Origin of the sequence: Bacteroides sp. 3_2_5, assembly GCF_000159855.2 — a bacterium.
GTDB lineage: Bacteria > Bacteroidota > Bacteroidia > Bacteroidales > Bacteroidaceae > Bacteroides > Bacteroides fragilis.
The window spans coordinates 70,978-91,081 of record NZ_JH636044.1; the positions used below are offsets into that span (position 1 = coordinate 70,978).

The following is a 20,104-nucleotide window of genomic DNA, read 5'->3' on the forward strand; positions in this document are numbered from 1 at the left end:
CATACCTAAAATAATGTATATTGATCGGTCTGCCCCTTATTCCGATAATAAGTTTGGCTATCATCATTTCTAAATAAACCTTTCAAAAAGAGTCTGTTTTATTAATAACTTTATTATATCCTTTAAAATATATTATAAAACACCGATTTTTATCCGAATTACTTGCTATTTTCGCAGGAAGTCGTACCTTTGCAATGTGTTTTTCATAGTATTAGATTTAAGGTTAACAAAGGTTGGAGCAAGGCGTTGCTCCTTTTTTTATGTCCATACCCCAACATCCTCTCAACCGAAGGAAGTATTAAAACAGTCTCCGATCCACCCCAAAATAGAATTTCAGAGCTTTCAACACTTAACAAATCACATTATTTTCTTAAAACGTGTTATAAAACATACTAATTTACTTGGTTTATTTGCTATTTTCGCAGAAAGCCGTACCTTTGCAATGTGTTTTTCATAGTATTAGATTTAAGGTTAACAAAGGTTGGAGCAAGGCGTTGCTCCTTTTTTTATGCCCGTACTTATCTATCCCCCTCCATAAGGCTTCTCTAAAAAAGCTTTTAAAACCTTAACGTTTGGTCGGTTAATGATTTCCCGATAATTTAAATACCTATATTAGATCCCTTAATTAATCCGTTACACAATACAATTATGAAAAACAAATCCGCCTGTTTCTTTGTACTCTCCCTGTTTGTCTGCTCCATGTTTACTTCATGTAACAAAGAATCTACTACCGAATGTCAGACTATCGACTTCTCTACCCTTTTTGACGGCCAACCGGAAAAGATCCCTTTGAAAGAATGGGCAAAATCCATACACTTTGTCCAATTAGAAACCAATGATTCCGTACTGATAGGTAATATCCGCGCAACAATCCTACATAAAGACAAAATACTGGTACATCACAATAATTTATCCCTTTTCGATCTGTCGGGCAAATTTATTTGTAACATAGGTAGCAAAGGAGGAGGTCCCACCGAATATAGCGGCATTAATAATGCTTGGACAGATGATGAAGGCATTCACATTTTCGACATAGCCAACAAAATTAAAACATATAACTGGAACGGAAAATGGATAAAGACCGAACCGATCCCGGAAAGCAATATCAAAGAAGTATTTCCCCTTGCATCAGGTAATAATATAAAAGCCGGTTATATACAGAATATTACCGGAAATGAACCTCACAAAATTTACCTATTCAAAGACAGCACCATCCTGGCTAAAATACCCTATGGCAAATCCTTTCAAAAAGGAGAGATGACAATGGTATTCTACAATGAATGCTATCCATTCCATGCAAATGGCTGGACTTTCTTTAAAGAGATGTTCAACGATACCATTTTTTCCATCGATAATCAATATCAACCCGTTCCACGTTGGTACATTGAATTAGGAAAATACAAAATAGCAGAAGATGCCCGCTACACATTAACCGATCCCAGAAAAAGTGTCTTTGACAATGCAGCGACTTTAACTCCCATCGGGAAATGGGATAATAAACTTTTCTTTTCTGCAAGGGCCAATAAACAGAATTATCTTTTTTACTATGACCTGAAAGAAAAGAAATCCAATAGCATTCAAATTTCTTACCCGGAAAATTCATTCGCCATACCGGAAGAACATTCATTCATACCTAAGTGTATGTCTGACGACGGAAAATATCTGATTTCGTATGAAATACAAGAGAATGATGAAAATCCGGTGATCATATTAGCGGAAAAATAATAAAGAAATCGGGATATAGTTTACAAAGACTATATCCCGATTCGTTATCCTTTCAGCACATCTTCGTGCTCAAACCTATTGAATGAATGTCATCATTTTTATCTTTTGAGTAATCATATACCTAATCGATGATTACAAATATAAATACTAAAATTTAAATTATCAACAAATATAAGATTTTTATTTTCTGATTCTTCCTTTTCATACCTATTTTGTTTTTTAGCTATCTTCGTGGTTATCTGAAAATAATCATGTAAATTTGCTCCCTCATATAAAGCATATATTATAAATCACTATAAACAAAAGGTTATCGCTATGGAATATAATTTCAGGGAGATCGAAAAGAAATGGCAGAAAATTTGGGTAGACAACCATACCTACCAGGTAAATGAAGATGCATCCAAACAAAAATTCTATGTACTCAATATGTTCCCCTATCCTTCGGGTGCCGGACTGCACGTAGGTCATCCCCTGGGATATATTGCCTCAGACATTTATGCGCGCTATAAACGCCTGCAAGGATTTAACGTATTGAACCCGATGGGATATGATGCTTACGGACTGCCGGCCGAACAATATGCTATTCAAACCGGACAGCACCCTGCAATTACCACTGTTAATAACATCAACCGCTATCGTGAACAATTAGATAAGATTGGTTTCTCTTTCGACTGGAATCGTGAAATTCGCACTTGCGATCCGGAATATTATCATTGGACCCAATGGGCATTTATCAAAATGTTCAACAGCTATTATTGCAATGATGAAAAACAGGCACGTCCCATCGAAGAGTTAATAGAAGCTTTTAGTACCAACGGAACACAAGGTATGAACGTAGCCTGTGGCGAAGAAATGGACTTCACTGCCGACGAATGGAATGCTAAAAGCGAAAAAGAACAACAGGAAATCCTCATGAACTACCGTATAGCCTATTTGGGCAATACAATGGTAAACTGGTGTCCGGCTTTGGGTACCGTACTTGCCAATGATGAAGTAGTTGACGGTGTTTCCGAAAGAGGCGGTTATCCCGTTATTCAAAAAGTGATGCGTCAGTGGTGCCTGCGCGTATCCGCTTATGCACAGCGTTTGCTCGACGGACTTGAAACCGTAGAATGGACCGACTCGCTGAAAGAAACTCAACGCAACTGGATAGGACGCAGCGAAGGTGCTGAAATGAACTTTAAAGTGAAAGATTCGGATATTGAATTTACTATCTTTACAACCCGTGCCGACACCGTATTTGGAGTTACTTTCATGGTGCTTGCCCCGGAAAGTGAATTGGTAGCCAAGTTGACCACTCCGGAACAAAAAGCCGAAGTAGATGCTTATCTGGACCGTACCAAAAAACGTACCGAACGCGAACGTATTGCCGACCGTAGCGTAAGCGGCGTATTTTCCGGAAGCTATGCCATTAACCCATTGACCAACGAACCCATACCGGTATGGATTAGCGATTATGTATTAGCAGGTTACGGTACAGGTGCCATCATGGCTGTTCCTGCACACGATAGCCGTGACTATGCTTTTGCCAAACATTTCAATCTGGAAATCCGTCCGCTGATCGAAGGTTGCGACGTCAGTGAAGAAAGCTTCGACGCCAAAGAAGGCATCATGATGAATTCTCCCCGTCCGGGAGCTCCCGAAGGTGGACTCGTATTGAACGGATTGACCGTAAAAGAAGCAATCGCCAAAACTAAAGAATATATCAAGGCAACCGGATTAGGCCGTGTGAAAGTCAATTTCCGTCTGCGTGATGCAATTTTCTCACGTCAGCGCTATTGGGGCGAACCATTCCCGGTTTACTACAAAGACGGAATGCCTTACATGATTGATGAAAGTTGCCTCCCGCTGGAATTGCCGGAAGTAGCAAAATTCCTTCCTACCGAAACCGGTGAACCACCATTGGGACATGCCACTAAATGGGCATGGGACACTGTCAACAAATGCGTGACTGACAATGAAAACATTGATAATATAACCATTTTCCCACTGGAACTGAATACGATGCCGGGATTTGCCGGTTCATCCGCCTATTATCTGCGCTATATGGATCCGCGCAATCACGAAGCTCTCGTTTCTCCCGCCGTGGATCAGTACTGGAAAAATGTAGACTTATATGTAGGAGGTACGGAACATGCTACCGGACACTTGATTTATTCACGTTTCTGGAATAAGTTCCTGCACGATTGGGGTATCTCCGTAGCCGAAGAGCCTTTCCAGAAACTTGTAAATCAGGGAATGATACAAGGACGAAGTAACTTTGTCTATCGTATCAAGGATACCAATACTTTCGTATCTCTCAATCTGAAAGATCAATATGAAGTTACTCCTATCCACGTAGATGTCAACATCGTATCCAACGATATCCTCGACCTGGAAGCTTTCAAGGCTTGGAGACCCGAATACGAAACTGCCGAATTTATTCTGGAAGACGGCAAGTATATCTGTGGATGGGCTGTTGAAAAGATGAGTAAATCTATGTTCAATGTGGTAAATCCGGATATGATTGTTGAAAAATACGGTGCCGATACACTCCGTATGTACGAAATGTTCCTCGGACCGGTTGAACAGTCCAAACCTTGGGATACGAACGGAATAGATGGCGTACATCGTTTCATCAAAAAATTCTGGTCATTGTTCTATGACAGAAACGGCGAATATCTGGTAAAAGACGAACCGGCTACCAAAGAAGAACTAAAAGCACTCCATAAGTTGATTAAGAAAGTAACCGGTGATATCGAACAATTCTCTTACAACACTTCAGTAAGTGCTTTCATGATCTGTGTCAATGAACTTTCAAGTCTGAAATGCAATAAAAAAGAGGTATTGGAGCAACTCATCGTAGTTCTTGCACCTTTTGCTCCGCATGTATGCGAAGAGTTATGGGATACACTGGGAAACACCACCTCTGTATGCGATGCACAATGGCCGGCTTTCAACGAGCAATACCTGGTAGAAGATACGGTTAATTACACCATTTCTTTCAATGGTAAAGCACGTTTCAATATGGAATTTCCGGCTAATGCCGCCAGCGACGCGATTCAAGCCACTGTACTTGCCGACGAACGCTCGTTAAAATGGACAGAAGGCAAAACACCGAAGAAAGTTATCGTAGTCCCGAAGAAGATTGTTAACATTGTTATTTAATACCTACACACAAAATGATTAGTAAACCCACAAAATCCGATGTAATGCGAGAGTTGAGAGATTATATTTTCATCACTCTCGGACTGATAAGTTATGCATTAGGCTGGACAGCTTTTCTGATTCCTTATCAGATCACTACAGGTGGAACAACCGGTATCGGTGCCATCATCTATTATGCAACAGGTTTCCCCATTCAATGGTCCTACTTCATCATCAACGCTGTCCTGATGACATTTGCTATTAAGATACTCGGTCCGAAATTCAGTATAAAGACGACATACGCCATCTTTATGCTCACTTTCTTCCTATGGTTCTTCCAACTGATCATTGTGGACGATAAAGGAGCTCCGCTTCAGTTGGTAGGAGAAGGGCAGGACTTTATGGCTTGCATCATCGGAGCCATCATGTGTGGTCTCGGATTAGGGGTGGTATTTAATAATAACGGCAGCACAGGTGGTACCGATATCATTGCAGCCATTGTTAATAAATATAAGGACGTTACTCTCGGACGAATGATCATGTTCTGTGATATCATTATCATCAGTTCATGCTATTTCATCTTTAACGACTGGCGCAGAGTGATATTCGGTTTCGTTACCTTGTTTATCATCGGTTTCGTTCTGGACTATGTAGTCAACAGCGCCCGTCAATCGGTACAGTTCTTTATCTTTTCGAAAGATTATGCAAAGATTGCCGACCGCATTACGAAAGAAACCCATCGGGGAGTGACCGTACTTGACGGATTGGGCTGGTACAGCCAGAATAATGTAAAAGTATTAGTTGTACTTGCCTACAAACGTCAGTCACTCGATATTTTCCGTTTAGTGAAAGATATCGATCCGAATGCTTTTATCTCGCAGAGTTCGGTAATCGGTGTATATGGTGAAGGATTCGACCGCCTGAAAATAAAATAAACTGCATACAATGAAACGTAAACTTGTTTTCGCAACCAATAATGCACATAAGCTGGAAGAAGTATCTGCTATCTTAGGGAATAAAGTCGAGCTACTCAGCCTGAATGACATCAATTGTCATACAGATATTCCGGAGACAGCAGAGACTCTTGAAGGCAATGCATACCTCAAATCATCTTTTATTTACCGGAACTACGGATTAAACTGCTTTGCCGATGACACGGGACTGGAAGTTGAATCACTGGGAGGTGCTCCGGGTGTCTATTCGGCCCGTTATGCCGGTGGAGAAGGACACAATGCGGAAGCCAACATGTTGAAACTCCTCCACGAACTGGAAGGAAAAGACAACCGTAGAGCACAGTTCCGTACAGCTATTTCGCTCATTCTGGATGAAAAGGAGTATCTCTTCGAAGGAATCATAAAAGGCGAAATAATCAAAGAAAAAAGAGGTGATTCCGGATTCGGATACGATCCGGTATTCGTTCCTGAAGGATACGACCGGACCTTTGCCGAATTAGGTAATGAAATTAAAAATCAAATCAGTCATCGTGCTTTGGCTGTGAACAAACTATGTGAATTTCTTCGTTCAATCTGATCGATAAAACGAAATAAATAAAATGAATCCTTCGGCTGAATATAATTTCAAACCGAAGGATTTTTTTATACTTACCGATGTCGGCAGACGGCACTTCCCCACCCGCTACTAATGTGACCAAATATGACATCAAACATCAGGAGATGAATGGGTACATGCGAAATACATAACGAAGCTGAATAAAATTCATTTCAATACTTCATTCATCCTGAAACACTAAGCTTACATTACAAAAACATCCGGATGTTCTGCATTAGAACATCCGGATGTTTTATATCATAACATGGGGATCTTATTCAGCAAAACATCCCCATGTTATTACTCTATACTCTTTACTTTATTCTTCCGGACTCTATCCTTTTTCTCTGGTCCTTTATCCAATTTATCCCTCTTTTTCCTAAAGAGTAACCGCCATTCAATGGATCTTTCCTGTTTAAACACTATACACTTATTATTAACAGGTATTTCAACCGATCTTGTTAATAACAAAAAATCGTATTATACCTTTATATATAAGTATAATACGATTCTTTTATATGATAAATACATTCAATATTAACCGGAAAGTTAACTTATTATTCACAACCTGTTTATAAGCCTAACTTAGCTGAAATCTCCAGCATCCGTTTAATCGGCTTTACCGCCTCTCTGGCAACTTCCGGGTCAACAGTTACTTCCGGGAATTCGTATTTAAGGCAATTATAGAGCTTTTCCAGCGTGTTCAGCCGCATGAAGTTACATTCATTGCATCCACAGGTACTATCGTTAGGAGGAGCCGGAATGAATGTTTTTTGAGGGCACTTTTTCTGCATCTCGTGTAAGATACCAGCCTCCGTGGCCACAATGAACCGTTGCTTGTCACTGTTCACTGCATATTTTAATAAAGCCGCTGTAGATCCGACCATATCGGCCAACTTTAATACCACACTCTTACATTCGGGATGCGCCAATACTACCGCATCGGGATATTGTGCTTTCAGTTCTACAATCTTCTCCACCGAAAACTGTTCATGCACATGGCAAGCTCCGTCCCACAACAGCATTTCACGTCCTGTAATCGAATTGATATAATTTCCCAGGTTACGATCCGGGCCGAAAATAATCTTTTCATCTTTCGGGAAACTTTCAACGATCTGTTTTGCATTGGTCGAAGTCACTACTACATCTGTCACCGCTTTCACAGCTGCCGTTGTATTCACATACGAAATCACCGTATATCCCGGATGTGCTTTCACAAACTCAGCAAACTTATCTGCCGGACAGCTGTCTGCCAACGAACATCCTGCATTCAAGTCGGGCACCAGCACCTTCTTGTCCGGACAAAGCACCTTTGCGGTTTCTCCCATAAAATGAACGCCACACATCACAAGAATATCCGCATCGGTTTTGGCTGCAATTTGAGCCAAAGCCAGACTGTCCCCAATGTAGTCGGCAATATCCTGTATTTCACCTTTCTGGTAATAGTGTCCCAAGATTACTGCATTCTTTTCTTTTTTCAGTTCATTGATGGCTGCTTTCAGATCAATGCTTTTGTCTACGGGCTCGTCAACGAATCCCTTATTCACCCATTCTTCTCGATTCATTATATTCTTATTTTTTCTCTTCTTTTAAAAAGAAATCCTTTGTTAGTGATTATAGCCTGTTAATAGTGTTAGCAAATAAACCGGCTTTTTCTTGCCGGATAAGTTATTAGTTACTTATCTAAGTTTATAATCAGTTTATGAACGTGTCTATTTATTGATAATAAGCTATATTGCTAACTTCATTAACACCTTGTTGATAAAGTGCAAAGTTAAAAACTTTATGGATATAAACAGGCTAATTAGTACTGAAAAATCTGTTGAAGTATGCTTGGAAAGTTGAAGCTAACTTTTTTGTATTGTTCATATCCTGTTGCTCTTATACCTTCATTTGAATAATGCAAGAATTAGTTTTCAAAATATATGCTGATTCTTTTGACAGGTTTTAAACCGTTATCAACACCTATGTTAACAAGAAAAGAATTACTTTTGCAACATACTAACAGAAACGACATCATCATGCGAAAATTGAAAATAACCGAGCTGAACCGGATAAGTATAGAAGAGTTTAAAGAAGCTGATAAATTGCCTTTAGTTGTAGTGTTGGACGATATACGGAGTTTGCATAATATCGGTTCTGTGTTTCGTACGGCAGATGCTTTCCGGATTGAATGTATTTATCTGTGTGGAATTACGGCTACTCCTCCCCATCCCGAGATGCATAAGACAGCTTTGGGAGCCGAGTTTACAGTGGATTGGAAGTATGTTAATAACGCAGTTGAAACGGTTGATAACCTCCGGAGTGAAGGATATGTGGTATACTCTGTCGAACAGGCGGAAGGGAGTATCATGTTGGATGAGTTAACACTGGACCGTTCGAAGAAATATGCTGTAGTTATGGGAAATGAAGTAAAAGGAGTGCAGCAGGAGGTTATTGACCATTCGGATGGTTGTATTGAGATTCCCCAATATGGCACAAAACATTCATTGAATGTATCGGTAACAGCAGGAATTGTGATCTGGGATTTATTTAAAAAGTTGAAATAGTCTTGTAGATGATCTTTGTTAAATATCTTATGGCTTTAGAATAAATTACTGTATAATTATTAAAAATAAATAAATAGAAATAGTAATATTATTCTATTTATATGGTTTTTATGATATTGCAAAATAAACCTAAACCTAAAGATATTCTAAAACATTGAAAACATTATTAGTCTATATATTGGTATTTTCTTTGTGCTATACGAATGCATATTGTCAAAGTATACCAAGGGAAGTGACATTAGATGAAGTGATAAACAGACTATCTCTGGAATCATCATCGGCTAAAATAGAATTACTTAACTTCCAAAATGACTTATTGCGATACGAGAATTATAAGAAAAGCTTTCTCCCTGCATTTGTGCTGAATTTTAATCCTATCAATTTTAACAGGTCACTGCGATTATTGCAACAACCGATCGATGGAAGTTATTCTTATGTAGAGGACAATTCAAATAATACTAATTTTGGTACTACTGTACGACAGAAAATAAGCATAACAGGAGGGGAACTGAGTATTGGAAGTAATATAAATTATTTGAATGAGTTTTCACGTAAACAAAACAGTTTTAGTACAAATCCGTTTTTTATAAGCTATTCGCAGCAGTTGTGGGGAGGAGGAAAATTACAAAGGTTGGAAAACAAAATTGAACGTGCCAAAAACGAAGTGGCCGTGAAACAATATTGTTCAAACATTGCCCAGATCCAGCAACAAGCATTGACGCTTTATTTATCCGCCATACTGAGTAAGATGGATAGTGAACTTGCCATAGATATCAAACAAAGCAACGACACTCTGTTACATATTGCAGAGATAAAATTGAGGAATGGAAGTATCACTGAATATGATTACAAGCAGATGGAATTGCAGTCCTTAAACTTGCAATACATGTATGAAAATGCGGTCAAACACTATGCGGAATCAATACAAAAACTTTTTACTTTTTTAGGAATAGAAAATAATGCCGAAATTACAATACCGGATTTTGACTTACCCTTAACCATCGATGCTCGGCTTGCAATCTACTATGTGAAAAAAAATAATCCAATTTCAAATCAGCAAGAGATTCAACAGTTGGAAGAGGAGAAAAAACTGTTCTCTATCAAATTGAAGAATAGGTTCAATGGAAATATAAGTTTAAACTATGGAATAAATCAGTATGCTGAAACATTGGCAGATGCTTACCGGCATGGAAATACAAGACAGTCCGTGATCATTGAATTTCAAATACCTATTTTTCAGTGGGGCATCAACAAAAATAATATCCGGATCGCAAAGAATAATTATGATGCAAGTCGGTTGCGAATAGAAAAAAAAAATTTTGAATTTGAGAACGAAGTAAAAGAAAAGATAAATGCTTATGATCATAGTGTAAAGCTTTGGCTGCCAGCATCAAGAGCCTATGCGTTATCGAAAGAACAGTATAAGATGTTGACGAAAAAGTTTTCATTGGGAAAAGTGTCGGTATATGAACTTGCCACCGCACAAAAAGAGCGGAATGATGCTATGCAGCGTTACTACTCTGCCATCAAAGATTCTTACGAAAGCTTCTTTACATTACGTAATTTGGCTTTATATGATTTTAAAAAAAATGTCGAATTAGAAAAAATACTCTTCAATGATTAGTGATACAACCATACGAAAACTTGTTGATTATATCTCACTGAATGCCTGCTCTGTCAACTCTTCCGGTTTTTACAACGGAAAGTCAGGAATCTCTTTAGCGTTATTTGAAACTGCTAAATGTTTGCAAGATACTGAAATTGAAGATAAAGCTTTCAGCCTATTCCAAGAATCTTTAATAAGAAAAACAAATGATTATGGCTTTGAAAATGGTATGTCCGGAATAGGATATGTCCTTATTTATCTAATAACAAATAAATTAATTGATGCCGATTTTGAAGATTTGTTTGGAGACCAACGCGAAGCAATAATCAAACATTTTGAAAACATTGACAAGCAGCCGGATAAGCTGTTAGTTTCATATAAAATTATTTATTTTTTATTTGTCTTGGATAAATTACAAAAGCAAGATAAGAGAATATATTCAATTATTGAGAAAATATTTCAAGGACTAGAACTTTATTTATCACTTCAGTTTTTCGATTGGAAAAATATTTATTACATAAATAGTAAAGATTATGTATTACAAATGTATGAGGCTTATTTAAAGTTGGTCGATTTTTGCAATTATAAATATTTTTCAAAATCATTGATGGATAGTTACGTTACATTATATAGTGAGGGAAGAATTGCGAGTTCACTTGTTAGGGGATATTACTTAGGTAGTATCATTACTAAAAATAATATGGTTGGTTTTAATGATGTAATAAGAGATCATATCAGATATGGACAAAAGAATATTAATCCGGCTATTCTCTTTTTGGACCAAAAGATAAATTTAACGGGAATCATAGAAAACGCTGATGAAAATCGTGTAAAAATTCAGCGTATAGAAATGGATTTGTTTGAAGAAAGTTTAGAAAGGATAAAAAGAATGGTTCGTCCCAATTGTATACATGTTGGATATCAATATGGATTGGCCCGTTATCTTGGCTTTTGCGCGAATAAAAAATTTCCTTTACTTTAATAACTTGATAACAATGTGTGAGATATCTGTTGTAATGCCTGTCTATAATGCCGAAATGCATATAAAAGATGCGATAGAAAGCGTCTTAGAGCAATCTTTTGTGGATTTTGAGTTTATCCTCATAGACGATGGTTCTACTGACCGCACGTCTTCTATTATTCAGTCATATAATGATAAAAGAGTACGTCTTATTCAGAACAGTCATAATTTTATAGAGTCATTGAACCTTGGAATAGAGAATTCTTTAGGAAAGTATATGGCTCGCATGGATGGAGATGATATAATGCATATCGATAGACTAAAAATTCAATATGCGATTATGCAAGAATATCCGGATGTAACTGTTTGTGGAACTTGGATGAACAGTATTGGAACATATTCACAAACGAATGGTCTATTGAGTACCTTGAGTGGGTGGGTTGGACAACCACTGTTAAAATTTACAAAGGGAAATTTCTTGTTTCATCCCACTACTATGATAAGGATGGATTTTTTGAAAAAGAATGCATTAAAATATGAGAACTGCCCTTATGCCGAAGATTTTAAATTTTGGGTGGAGATAGCAAAGTCAGGAGGGAGATTTTATATTGACAGTCAACCATTACTCTATTACCGAATATCAGATAGTCAGGTCAGTAGCCAAAAAAGTAGTGAGCAAAGAGCAACAACAGAGTCTATAATTAATGAGGTTTTGGAATATCTGATAGAACTCAATAAAAATGAATATCCGGAATTAGTGGCAGCTTATGGTGATTTATGTAAGTTGTATGAAAAACAATTACTTACTAAGTGTGAAGTATTAACTTTATTTCAAACTTTATTTTCAAAGAATGAAAAGAAGTTGAACCTATAATAAATTTAATAATAACTTTAAAATTCAACAACAATGAAAAAACTGACAAGAAAAAGTTTAAATGAACTGGCGAAAACAATGCCGGTAATTGAAGAGTCCTTGCAAATGAGCTATGTGGGGGGAGGAAATGGAACATCAGCTAATCCTTATACCCAAGCGGAATTCGATAACATGCTTAGCAATGACAACTGGAACGGTGGTTATGTAGAAGGAATGGGATATGTAGCTACCAATACGTATATTTATGGGAGTTCGGTATACTCGGGATCGGTATCACAAATGTATTATACATTTCCTGATTATGTCACCTCGATCTCCTCTACAGGGTGGGACAGATTTCTCTCCGAAGCTGTAGGGCTTACTCCGTTAGGATCACTCGTAAGCCATGTTTCACAAGACATCACCAATATGGAATTATCTATTTTGAGAGAGCTGTTGGAAAAGGGCTATAATGCTTCGTCTTCTTTCAACTTTGTTAAAACGAATATACCGTACGGAGGGACTCAAATTTCAGTTTATGATGCTGCCACGGGTCAGTTTGTTACATCAAGAACGGTTGGTGAATGAAATTCCCCGCATAAGATCCTTCGGCTTTAATGAAAATAAAACCTTATAAAAACATAGGTTATGAAATACCTTATATTATTGGCGTCGGTTATTTTTTTAGCGCAATCTTGCTCGGTTGCACCCTCCATGCGTGAATCCGCCCGATCGTACGACTGGGCTACGTACACTAATTTTTCCTGGCAATCAAAAATAGATAGCGCGATCAGCTCTTATCCGCTTTTATTGTATCCGTCATATGAAGCTAAGGGGAGCGCGGGGTTCACGGTACCGCTTTTTTATCATATGGATAAAAAAAAGCGGGCAGATATTGAAGTGAGGATAAAGTATAAAACAGAAAACTGCAATGACCTGTATTTGAAGCTGAGTGGGATTAGTGAATGCAGGGAGGTCACTTCCGTGGACACGTTTCGGTTGTCTGCTGCCAACACATGGAGGGTAGCCCGCCGGAGTGTGGATATAGCTTCTCCTCTGTTGCTGGGAGTGGCTCTTGAAGCCCAAGGGGAGAAGCCCAGGAAAAAGGATTTTCCGGTCGATCCTTTAGGATCGGCGGATAATTCCTTTAAGCCCGGGGAATACTCTAAAATATGGATTGACTCTTTGGATATCTTAATTGATGGAAAATATGCGGTTGAACCCCCATCATTGAATAACGGTGCAACGGCTTCCGTTCGGGAATTGGATGTGATACCCGTGAACGGTGACGATCTTAAGTCTCTGTCCTTTTCCGATAAGAGGATACTTGCCATCGGAGAGAGCGTGCATGGCACCGGAACGATGAATGACATGGGTGTTGAAATAATCAAGAATAGGATCGAACACGGAAAATGCAGGCTCGTCTTGTTAGAAATGCCCCTGACATTGTCTTTCCATATCAACCGGTATTTGGAGGGGGACGAGCGGTTCAAGCCGGACAGTATCGCTTCCTCTTTTGACAAGGTCTTATTTTCTTCTTCATCCTTTGTGTCTCTTATGCGATGGATTAAAGAATACAACCGGCATTCGGAAGAAAAGGTGAGCTTCTTTGGCATTGACCGGAATATTTACCGCTTACAAAGCAGTATCGACCTGTTTTACTTCTTTTACACGCTCCGCAGAGGTAAAGGCGACGAAGGCTTGAAAGCGATATGCAATTCTCTTCTGTTGTCGGACGAGAAGTTCCCTTTTAAAGGGGCGGACTCTGTGTTGCATGCCAATCATGGCTTCAAGGGCATACTTACCCGGCGAGAAGCGGAAATAATGAGTTATTGCCTGAATGCAGAGGAGGAAGCGACCGTTGATGAACTGAATCGTTTTCGGGGTAGGGATTCCGGCATGTACGAGAATGCGAAGTTCTTAATGAAAACAATGCTTAAAAAAGATGAAACGACTACCGTATATTGTCATTTGGGGCATGCGAATTATACAAGTATCGCTGGATGGCTGGGATCGGACATGCGCCCTTTCGGAGAATATATGAAGGGTTCATACGGTGATGACTACTCCGCCGTGGGACTGCTTGCCGGAGGGGGAAGTTATTTGACATGGGTATTTCCTGGTAAAATGGGAATAAGGCGATTGCAGTCTTCGTCGTCTGCCGGATTGGAATACTGTATCGAACGTTCGGGTATCAGTCCGTGTTATCTGTCGATGGATAAACTGTCCGATGCGGATGTTTTGAAAATGAGATATATAGGAAATACAGAATCGAAAATTGGACAATTCCAGTGGGTTTTTCCAAAATGTATGATGGACGGAGTGCTGTTCACAAAAAACGCATCCGCCATAAATAAGAGGGAAGAGTTTTTTAAAATGAACTTAGACTATCATGTCCAAACTTTATTTGCTCTTATGTATTTGTATGAAAAGAAAAGAAAATGGATTCCATGAACCTTTTCTCCGAAATATTCGGAAAAAAGGTGGTACTTCCTCTGACTTTATCGCTATTTTTGAATCCATAGTGGCATAATGCCGATTATGAAATGTTATGGTATTCTAAAGGGCTGAGAGATGGTTTGGCGAAAGGACGAGAAGTCAGAGGAAACTAAGTATTGATAATCTTTATAAATAATATTAAACATGAATTCAATAACAAAACTCCATGTATTGTTTTTCTTTGTATTTATATTCTATGCCGTATCATGTACCGCTAAATTAGAGAAACAAACATATACGAATGTATATGATTTACATTTTGCTATGCGTTTCGATTCTGCGGTGGTTTATCCGTGGCGTGAAAATGGAGCATATAGCAATTATACTATCCCTGCCTATATACAAGATTCAAATCGAAATTTGTTCGCTAAGAAATATTTTAAAGGATTTCCTTTTTCTAAGCGGTTAAGATCAGAGTACGAACAGAGAATTTTACTTCCCAATAATAACATAAAAGAAGCTGTAATCGGATTTGAAGGTAAAGGCGATAATATAAAACTTGTTTCCATCATCTTGGATGCGATAGGTAAGCAGGAAAACATTCTTTTTTCTGACACTTTAAGATTCAGGCCTGACAGTATATTAAGCTTATTTACCCAAAACATTAATTTGAATAATGCGGAGATGTTAAACGTACGAATTAATGTGGAAGGAGAAATTGATAAGGATGCTTATATTGCTTTCTCTCGATTGGACATACTGATTGACGGTAAACCTATCGACGAATTTCCTGTTCGAACCCTTTCCCCGTTGATAGTAGATAAAAAAATTAACTATACGGGTATAAATGTTGATAGAAAAATAGGATTGGAGCAAATCAATGAAATCAATGATAAAAAGATTATCGGCTTAGGGGAGTCAGTCCACGGGAATGACGGTATAAAAAATTTAGCGTATCAATTGATTATCCAGGCAGTGGAAAGGTTAAATTGCAAATTAGTACTGCAGGAAATGCCCCTCGAACAATCATTTGCTTACAATAGGTTTATACAAGATGACAATTATGAACTTGATTCTTCCTTGGTTATCAACCATGCTACAATTAATTTTTTAAATAGGTTGCGGAGCTTTAATTCTGGTAAAACGAAAGATTCTAAAGTTAAATTATATGGCATGGATTACAATTCAATCCTTTCTTCCACTCAAAGTTCTGCTATGGATATTTTTGATTTTATTACCGTGCTGAACCAAAAATCGCAGATTCCGGAAGTTGATCAATTATCTCTGTTATTAATGAAAAAAGATCGTAACTGTGCGATAAACTTTCTTGATACTCATCGAGATAAGATAAAAAAACTTCTTACTGCTGAAGAAATAGAATGTATCTTGCATATTCTGAGGGTTTCAAAGCAAGCCGGAGATGCCGGAATAGAAAGATTCATACGGCGGGATTCCATTATGTTCGTAAATGCAAGATTCTTAATTGACAAGTTCGCCAAAGACGAAAACGTAAAAACGGTAATCTACGGGCATGCGGGACATATTAATCCTATTTCGAGTTATCCTGCCGTGCCTTGTATTCCTTTCGGGAGGTATATGCGCAAAGCGTATGGTGAAAGTTACTCTCCTTTGCTATTTCTGATAGGGAGTGGAGAAGCCATGGCATATGATGAGTATTATAACAGGAAAGATAATTGGTTGAGTAGGCCTCCTGAAAACAGTATGGAATATTTTTTAAGTCTTATTGATGACAATGTTTTTTACACCCCCTTAACTGTCGATTTTAATGAATTAACACTGTCTCGACTTCAGGGGAGTCACCATATCCCACAAGAATTTTATCCATTTAACTTATATCAAAGATTTAAAGGTGTGTTTTTCATAAAAAGTACGGATTGTACCCATAAGGATGAAAAAGAAATCTCTTTTGAGAAAGCTTCTGATAGGCTTATAATGAAAATAAAACAAAGACAGGAAAAAATAAAGGAGATACAGAAGCAGATAGAAAATTTATAAAAATATTCGGTTATGAAATACCTTATATTATTGGCATCGGTTCTTTTTTTAGCGCAATCTTGCTCGGTTGAACCCTCCATGCGGTAAATCCGACCGATCGTACGATCGGGTGAGTGAAACTAATTTTTTCATGCAATCAAAAATAGATCTCAATATATGAATATTGCATTTTTAACAACATTAAATCCGGCTGATATAAATAATTGGTCGGGAACGACATTTCATTTGTTTCACGCTCTAAGCAGAAAGCATCATGTAAAAGTGATTGGACAGAATACCCTTCTTCAGGCAGCGTATTTTACCAAAGATAATTATATTAAAAAAAATCCATTAGAGAACTATGTTTCTGTTTTCGGGAAATTATGTACCGAACAATTGACGAATTATGATCTTGTGTTTTTTGGAGATTTATATTTAGCTCCTTTTCTGGATGTAAATGTTCCGGTCGTGCATCTTAGTGATGTGACATACCACTCATTCCAAAGCTACTTAAACCCACTAAAGAATGAAGAACAGATAAAGAAAATAGAAATGATGGAGAAGAAATTATTGAATAAATATACTGCCATCATTTATAGTTCGGAATGGGCAAAGCAAAGTACAATAAATTATTATGATATAGAGCCGGGTAAAATTCATGTAGTGGAATTTGGGGCAAATATCCCTACTCCTTCAGACTATAAAATAGATATACAGACAGATATTTGTAATTTAGTCTTTATCGGAAAAAATTGGCAGAAAAAAGGTGGAGATAAAGTTTTAGGGGCATATAGAAAGCTTAAATCCGATGGATTTCGATGTACGCTTACGATTATTGGTTCTATTATTCGGGAACCTTATGATGAAGATGAGAATTTAGTTATAATTCCTTATTTAGATAAATCCCAACCGGAACATTTGGAAAGATTTTGTAATATCTTGCAGGAAGCTCATTTTTTAGTACTTCCTACAGAGTTCGACGCATTTGGAATTGTGTTTTGTGAAGCATCGGCTTATGCCGTACCCAGCATTGCCGCCAATGTGGGTGGAGTGAGTCAACCGGTACGTGAAGGGAAAAACGGGTATTTGCTCATGCCGGATGCTACAGCTGAAGATTATGCTGAGAAAATAAAGTCGGTTTTCGCTGACAAAGAAAACTATCTGAAACTCCGGATGTCATCGCGGCAAGAATTTGAAACCCGTCTTAATTGGGAGGTATGGAGCGAGAAAGTAAATAAAATATTGGAAGAAATTGTAGAAGAACATCATAAGAATAATGGGAACAAACAACAGTGATTTTTATCTGCCTGTATATGTCATCAACCTTAAAGAGCGCACGGAACGGCGGCAACATATAGAGGAACAGTTTCAAGGGAGGGTAGAGTTTGCTCTCCATTGGATAGAGGCAATCGAACATTCCATTGGAGCAGTTGGATTATGGCAAAGCATGCTAAAGGCTGTACAAACAGCTATCGACAAAAGGGATGATATCATGATCATTTGCGAAGACGACCATATATTTACCCCCGCATATAACAAAGATTATTTGTTTGCCAATATAATAGGAGCAAACGCTCAAGGTTCCGAGTTGCTTTCGGGAGGTGTCGGAGGATTTGGCACAGCGGTACCAGTGGACACAAATCGCTATTGGATGGATTGGTTTTGGTCTACGCAATTTATCATTATTTTTAAGCCGCTATTTCAAAAGATATTAGACTATGACTTCAAAGACACTGATACGGCAGATGGAGTTTTATCTGTCCTTGCTAAAGATAAGATGACTATCTATCCGTTCATCTCCGTTCAAAAAGATTTTGGCTATTCGGACGTAACCGTCTACAATGGGACTCCGGGGATGATAAGCAACTATTTTTCTCAGGCAAACTACCGCTTGAGAATGATTCATCATGTTAGTCATAAATTTAAAGAACAGGCAAAAAGATGAATTCAAGAATACAAAAGCAGGAACAACCTATATGTTCACCAAAAATTATTTTGCCTAATCCGAACAAAAAATCTGATGTGATTGCCAGATCTGAGGAAGTACAAGCCATTATTGACCGTATGCCCACCTACTGGGCAAAATGGGTGATACTATGCGTAGGGGTACTGATGGGAATGATCATATTACTTGGTTTTTTGATACAGTATCCCGATACGGTAGACGGACAAATATCAGTAACCGCAAATGCAGCACCGGTACGTTTGGTCGCTAACAGTAACGGACGGATTACGTTATTTCAACCCAATAAAGCATTACTGCATAAAAACGATGTGATTAGTTGTATTGAAAGTGGTGCGGATTACAAACATATTTTATGGATTGATTCTTTTTTGAAGACACTTAGTGACAAAAGCACAATTCGTGTTGCATTGCCCGATACGCTGTTGCTTGGGGAAGTCAGTTCCGCATACAATTCCTTTTTACTTTCCTTTTTACAATATGAGCGGTTACTTACTTCTGACATTTATTCAACCATGCGACAAAAATTGCAACAACAAATTATTTCTGACGAAGCAGTCATTGCTAATTTTAATAATGAGCTGCGATTAAAAAAACAAATATTGGATAACTCTCAAAACCAATTGAGTAAGGACAGTATATTGCTGTCGATGAAAGGAATAAGCGAACAAGAATACCAGCAAAAGTTCTCGACACATCTTTCTTTAAAAGAATCACAATTAAATTTGCAAAGTAACCGACAGATGAAACAATCGGAAATAAGTCGTAATCAATTGGAAATACAGCGTATCTGTTTGGAAGAAACTGAGGCTAAAGAGAAAGCCTATTCCGATTATATTACTCGGAAGAATGAACTTTCAAATGCCATTAAACTCTGGAAAGAGCATTATTTGCAATATGCGCCTGTAGAAGGGGAGTTAGAATATCTTGGTTTCTGGCGGAACAATCGTTTTGTACAGTCTGGGCAGGAGCTATTCTCCATCATTCCCGATAAAACTAACATCTTGGGTGAAGTAGTGATACCTTCTTTCGGTGCAGGAAAAGTAGAAGTTGGGCAAACAGTAAACGTAAAAATGGACAACTATCCATATGATGAATATGGATTACTGAAGGGAGTGGTGAAATCTGTTTCACGCATTACCAACAAGATAAAAACTCAAAATGGAGACATGGATACTTATCTGGTAATCATATCTTTTCCCGATGGTACATTAACTAACTTTGGGAAAATATTACCCCTCGATTTTGAAACAAAAGGTACAGTTGAGATTATCACCAAACGAAAACGTTTGATTGAAAGACTATTTGATAATTTAAAATCAAAAGGAGAAAAATAAGA

The 20,104-nt window shown here is 38.0% G+C and carries 15 protein-coding genes; 14 read left to right on the plus strand and 1 reads right to left on the minus strand.

Going from position 1 to position 20,104, the window contains the following annotated elements; genetic code table 11:
- The first annotated feature begins 648 nt into the window (after positions 1 to 648).
- The 4 genes from BSHG_RS17160 (at position 649) to BSHG_RS17145 (ending at position 6,381) form a co-directional block, all read left to right on the plus strand.
- A complete protein-coding gene (locus BSHG_RS17160) occupies positions 649 to 1,725 on the plus strand; it encodes a 6-bladed beta-propeller (protein WP_008657808.1) in 1,077 nt (358 codons plus the stop codon).
- A gap of 315 nt (positions 1,726 to 2,040) precedes the next feature.
- Positions 2,041 to 4,872 (plus strand): leucine--tRNA ligase, encoded by a 2,832-nt coding sequence (gene leuS, locus BSHG_RS17155; protein WP_008657809.1) that lies wholly within the window; start codon positions 2,041 to 2,043, stop codon positions 4,870 to 4,872.
- Positions 4,873 to 4,886: 14 nt separating this feature from the next.
- The gene (locus tag BSHG_RS17150; RefSeq protein ID WP_005783550.1) at positions 4,887 to 5,786 is read left to right on the plus strand and encodes a YitT family protein; all 900 of its coding nucleotides are present in this window, start codon (positions 4,887 to 4,889) and stop codon (positions 5,784 to 5,786) included.
- A 10-nt stretch (positions 5,787 to 5,796) separates the two neighbouring features.
- On the plus strand, positions 5,797 to 6,381 hold the full coding sequence (locus tag BSHG_RS17145) for a non-canonical purine NTP diphosphatase (RefSeq protein WP_008657811.1): 585 nt from the start codon (positions 5,797 to 5,799) through the stop codon (positions 6,379 to 6,381).
- Between the two features lie 590 nt (positions 6,382 to 6,971).
- Here the strand turns inward: BSHG_RS17145 and nadA are convergent.
- Complete coding sequence (gene nadA, locus BSHG_RS17140; RefSeq protein WP_005802044.1) at positions 6,972 to 7,964, minus strand: quinolinate synthase NadA; 993 nt, start codon at positions 7,962 to 7,964, stop codon at positions 6,972 to 6,974.
- Between the two features lie 456 nt (positions 7,965 to 8,420).
- Between nadA and BSHG_RS17135 the strand changes: the two genes are divergently transcribed.
- The 10 genes from BSHG_RS17135 (at position 8,421) to BSHG_RS17090 (ending at position 20,102) form a co-directional block, all read left to right on the plus strand.
- Positions 8,421 to 8,948, plus strand: coding sequence for an RNA methyltransferase (locus tag BSHG_RS17135; protein WP_005782842.1), 528 nt, complete (start codon positions 8,421 to 8,423; stop codon positions 8,946 to 8,948).
- Positions 8,949 to 9,102: 154 nt separating this feature from the next.
- Entirely contained in the window at positions 9,103 to 10,572 is a 1,470-nt protein-coding gene (locus BSHG_RS17130) for a TolC family protein (RefSeq protein WP_008657816.1), read from the plus strand.
- Positions 10,565 to 11,536, plus strand: coding sequence for a lanthionine synthetase LanC family protein (locus tag BSHG_RS17125; RefSeq protein WP_008657820.1), 972 nt, complete (start codon positions 10,565 to 10,567; stop codon positions 11,534 to 11,536). The genes BSHG_RS17130 and BSHG_RS17125 overlap by 8 nt, the downstream gene beginning before the upstream one ends.
- A gap of 13 nt (positions 11,537 to 11,549) precedes the next feature.
- Positions 11,550 to 12,389: a glycosyltransferase family 2 protein gene (locus BSHG_RS17120; protein WP_008657821.1), complete on the plus strand. Its 840-nt coding sequence runs from the start codon at positions 11,550 to 11,552 to the stop codon at positions 12,387 to 12,389.
- Between the two features lie 33 nt (positions 12,390 to 12,422).
- Positions 12,423 to 12,956 (plus strand): hypothetical protein, encoded by a 534-nt coding sequence (locus tag BSHG_RS17115; RefSeq protein WP_008657827.1) that lies wholly within the window; start codon positions 12,423 to 12,425, stop codon positions 12,954 to 12,956.
- A 60-nt stretch (positions 12,957 to 13,016) separates the two neighbouring features.
- Entirely contained in the window at positions 13,017 to 14,822 is a 1,806-nt protein-coding gene (locus BSHG_RS17110; protein WP_005814009.1) for an erythromycin esterase family protein, read from the plus strand.
- Positions 14,823 to 15,011: 189 nt separating this feature from the next.
- Positions 15,012 to 16,823 carry an erythromycin esterase family protein gene (locus BSHG_RS17105; protein WP_008657830.1) on the plus strand — a complete coding sequence of 604 codons (1,812 nt, stop codon included), beginning with the start codon at positions 15,012 to 15,014 and terminating at the stop codon, positions 16,821 to 16,823.
- Between the two features lie 156 nt (positions 16,824 to 16,979).
- Positions 16,980 to 18,098: a glycosyltransferase family 4 protein gene (locus BSHG_RS17100; RefSeq protein WP_008657832.1), complete on the plus strand. Its 1,119-nt coding sequence runs from the start codon at positions 16,980 to 16,982 to the stop codon at positions 18,096 to 18,098.
- Complete coding sequence (locus BSHG_RS17095; RefSeq protein ID WP_008657834.1) at positions 18,079 to 18,747, plus strand: glycosyl transferase; 669 nt, start codon at positions 18,079 to 18,081, stop codon at positions 18,745 to 18,747. The genes BSHG_RS17100 and BSHG_RS17095 overlap by 20 nt, the downstream gene beginning before the upstream one ends.
- On the plus strand, positions 18,744 to 20,102 hold the full coding sequence (locus BSHG_RS17090; RefSeq protein WP_005797109.1) for an HlyD family efflux transporter periplasmic adaptor subunit: 1,359 nt from the start codon (positions 18,744 to 18,746) through the stop codon (positions 20,100 to 20,102). Before BSHG_RS17095 ends, BSHG_RS17090 begins: the two co-directional genes overlap by 4 nt.
- The last annotated feature ends 2 nt before the right edge of the window (positions 20,103 to 20,104 follow it).

Coding starts and splice junctions, on each gene's coding strand:
- BSHG_RS17105 (WP_008657830.1), top strand. CDS start 15,012: ATGAATTCAATAACAAAACTCCATGTATTGTTTTTCTTTGTATTTATA.
- BSHG_RS17100 (WP_008657832.1), top strand. CDS start 16,980: ATGAATATTGCATTTTTAACAACATTAAATCCGGCTGATATAAATAAT.
- BSHG_RS17095 (WP_008657834.1), top strand. CDS start 18,079: ATGGGAACAAACAACAGTGATTTTTATCTGCCTGTATATGTCATCAAC.
- BSHG_RS17110 (WP_005814009.1), top strand. CDS start 13,017: ATGAAATACCTTATATTATTGGCGTCGGTTATTTTTTTAGCGCAATCT.
- BSHG_RS17115 (WP_008657827.1), top strand. CDS start 12,423: ATGAAAAAACTGACAAGAAAAAGTTTAAATGAACTGGCGAAAACAATG.
- BSHG_RS17120 (WP_008657821.1), top strand. CDS start 11,550: ATGTGTGAGATATCTGTTGTAATGCCTGTCTATAATGCCGAAATGCAT.
- BSHG_RS17160 (WP_008657808.1), top strand. CDS start 649: ATGAAAAACAAATCCGCCTGTTTCTTTGTACTCTCCCTGTTTGTCTGC.
- BSHG_RS17150 (WP_005783550.1), top strand. CDS start 4,887: ATGATTAGTAAACCCACAAAATCCGATGTAATGCGAGAGTTGAGAGAT.
- BSHG_RS17145 (WP_008657811.1), top strand. CDS start 5,797: ATGAAACGTAAACTTGTTTTCGCAACCAATAATGCACATAAGCTGGAA.
- BSHG_RS17090 (WP_005797109.1), top strand. CDS start 18,744: ATGAATTCAAGAATACAAAAGCAGGAACAACCTATATGTTCACCAAAA.
- BSHG_RS17135 (WP_005782842.1), top strand. CDS start 8,421: ATGCGAAAATTGAAAATAACCGAGCTGAACCGGATAAGTATAGAAGAG.
- leuS (WP_008657809.1), top strand. CDS start 2,041: ATGGAATATAATTTCAGGGAGATCGAAAAGAAATGGCAGAAAATTTGG.
- nadA (WP_005802044.1), bottom strand. CDS start 7,964: ATGAATCGAGAAGAATGGGTGAATAAGGGATTCGTTGACGAGCCCGTA.
- BSHG_RS17125 (WP_008657820.1), top strand. CDS start 10,565: ATGATTAGTGATACAACCATACGAAAACTTGTTGATTATATCTCACTG.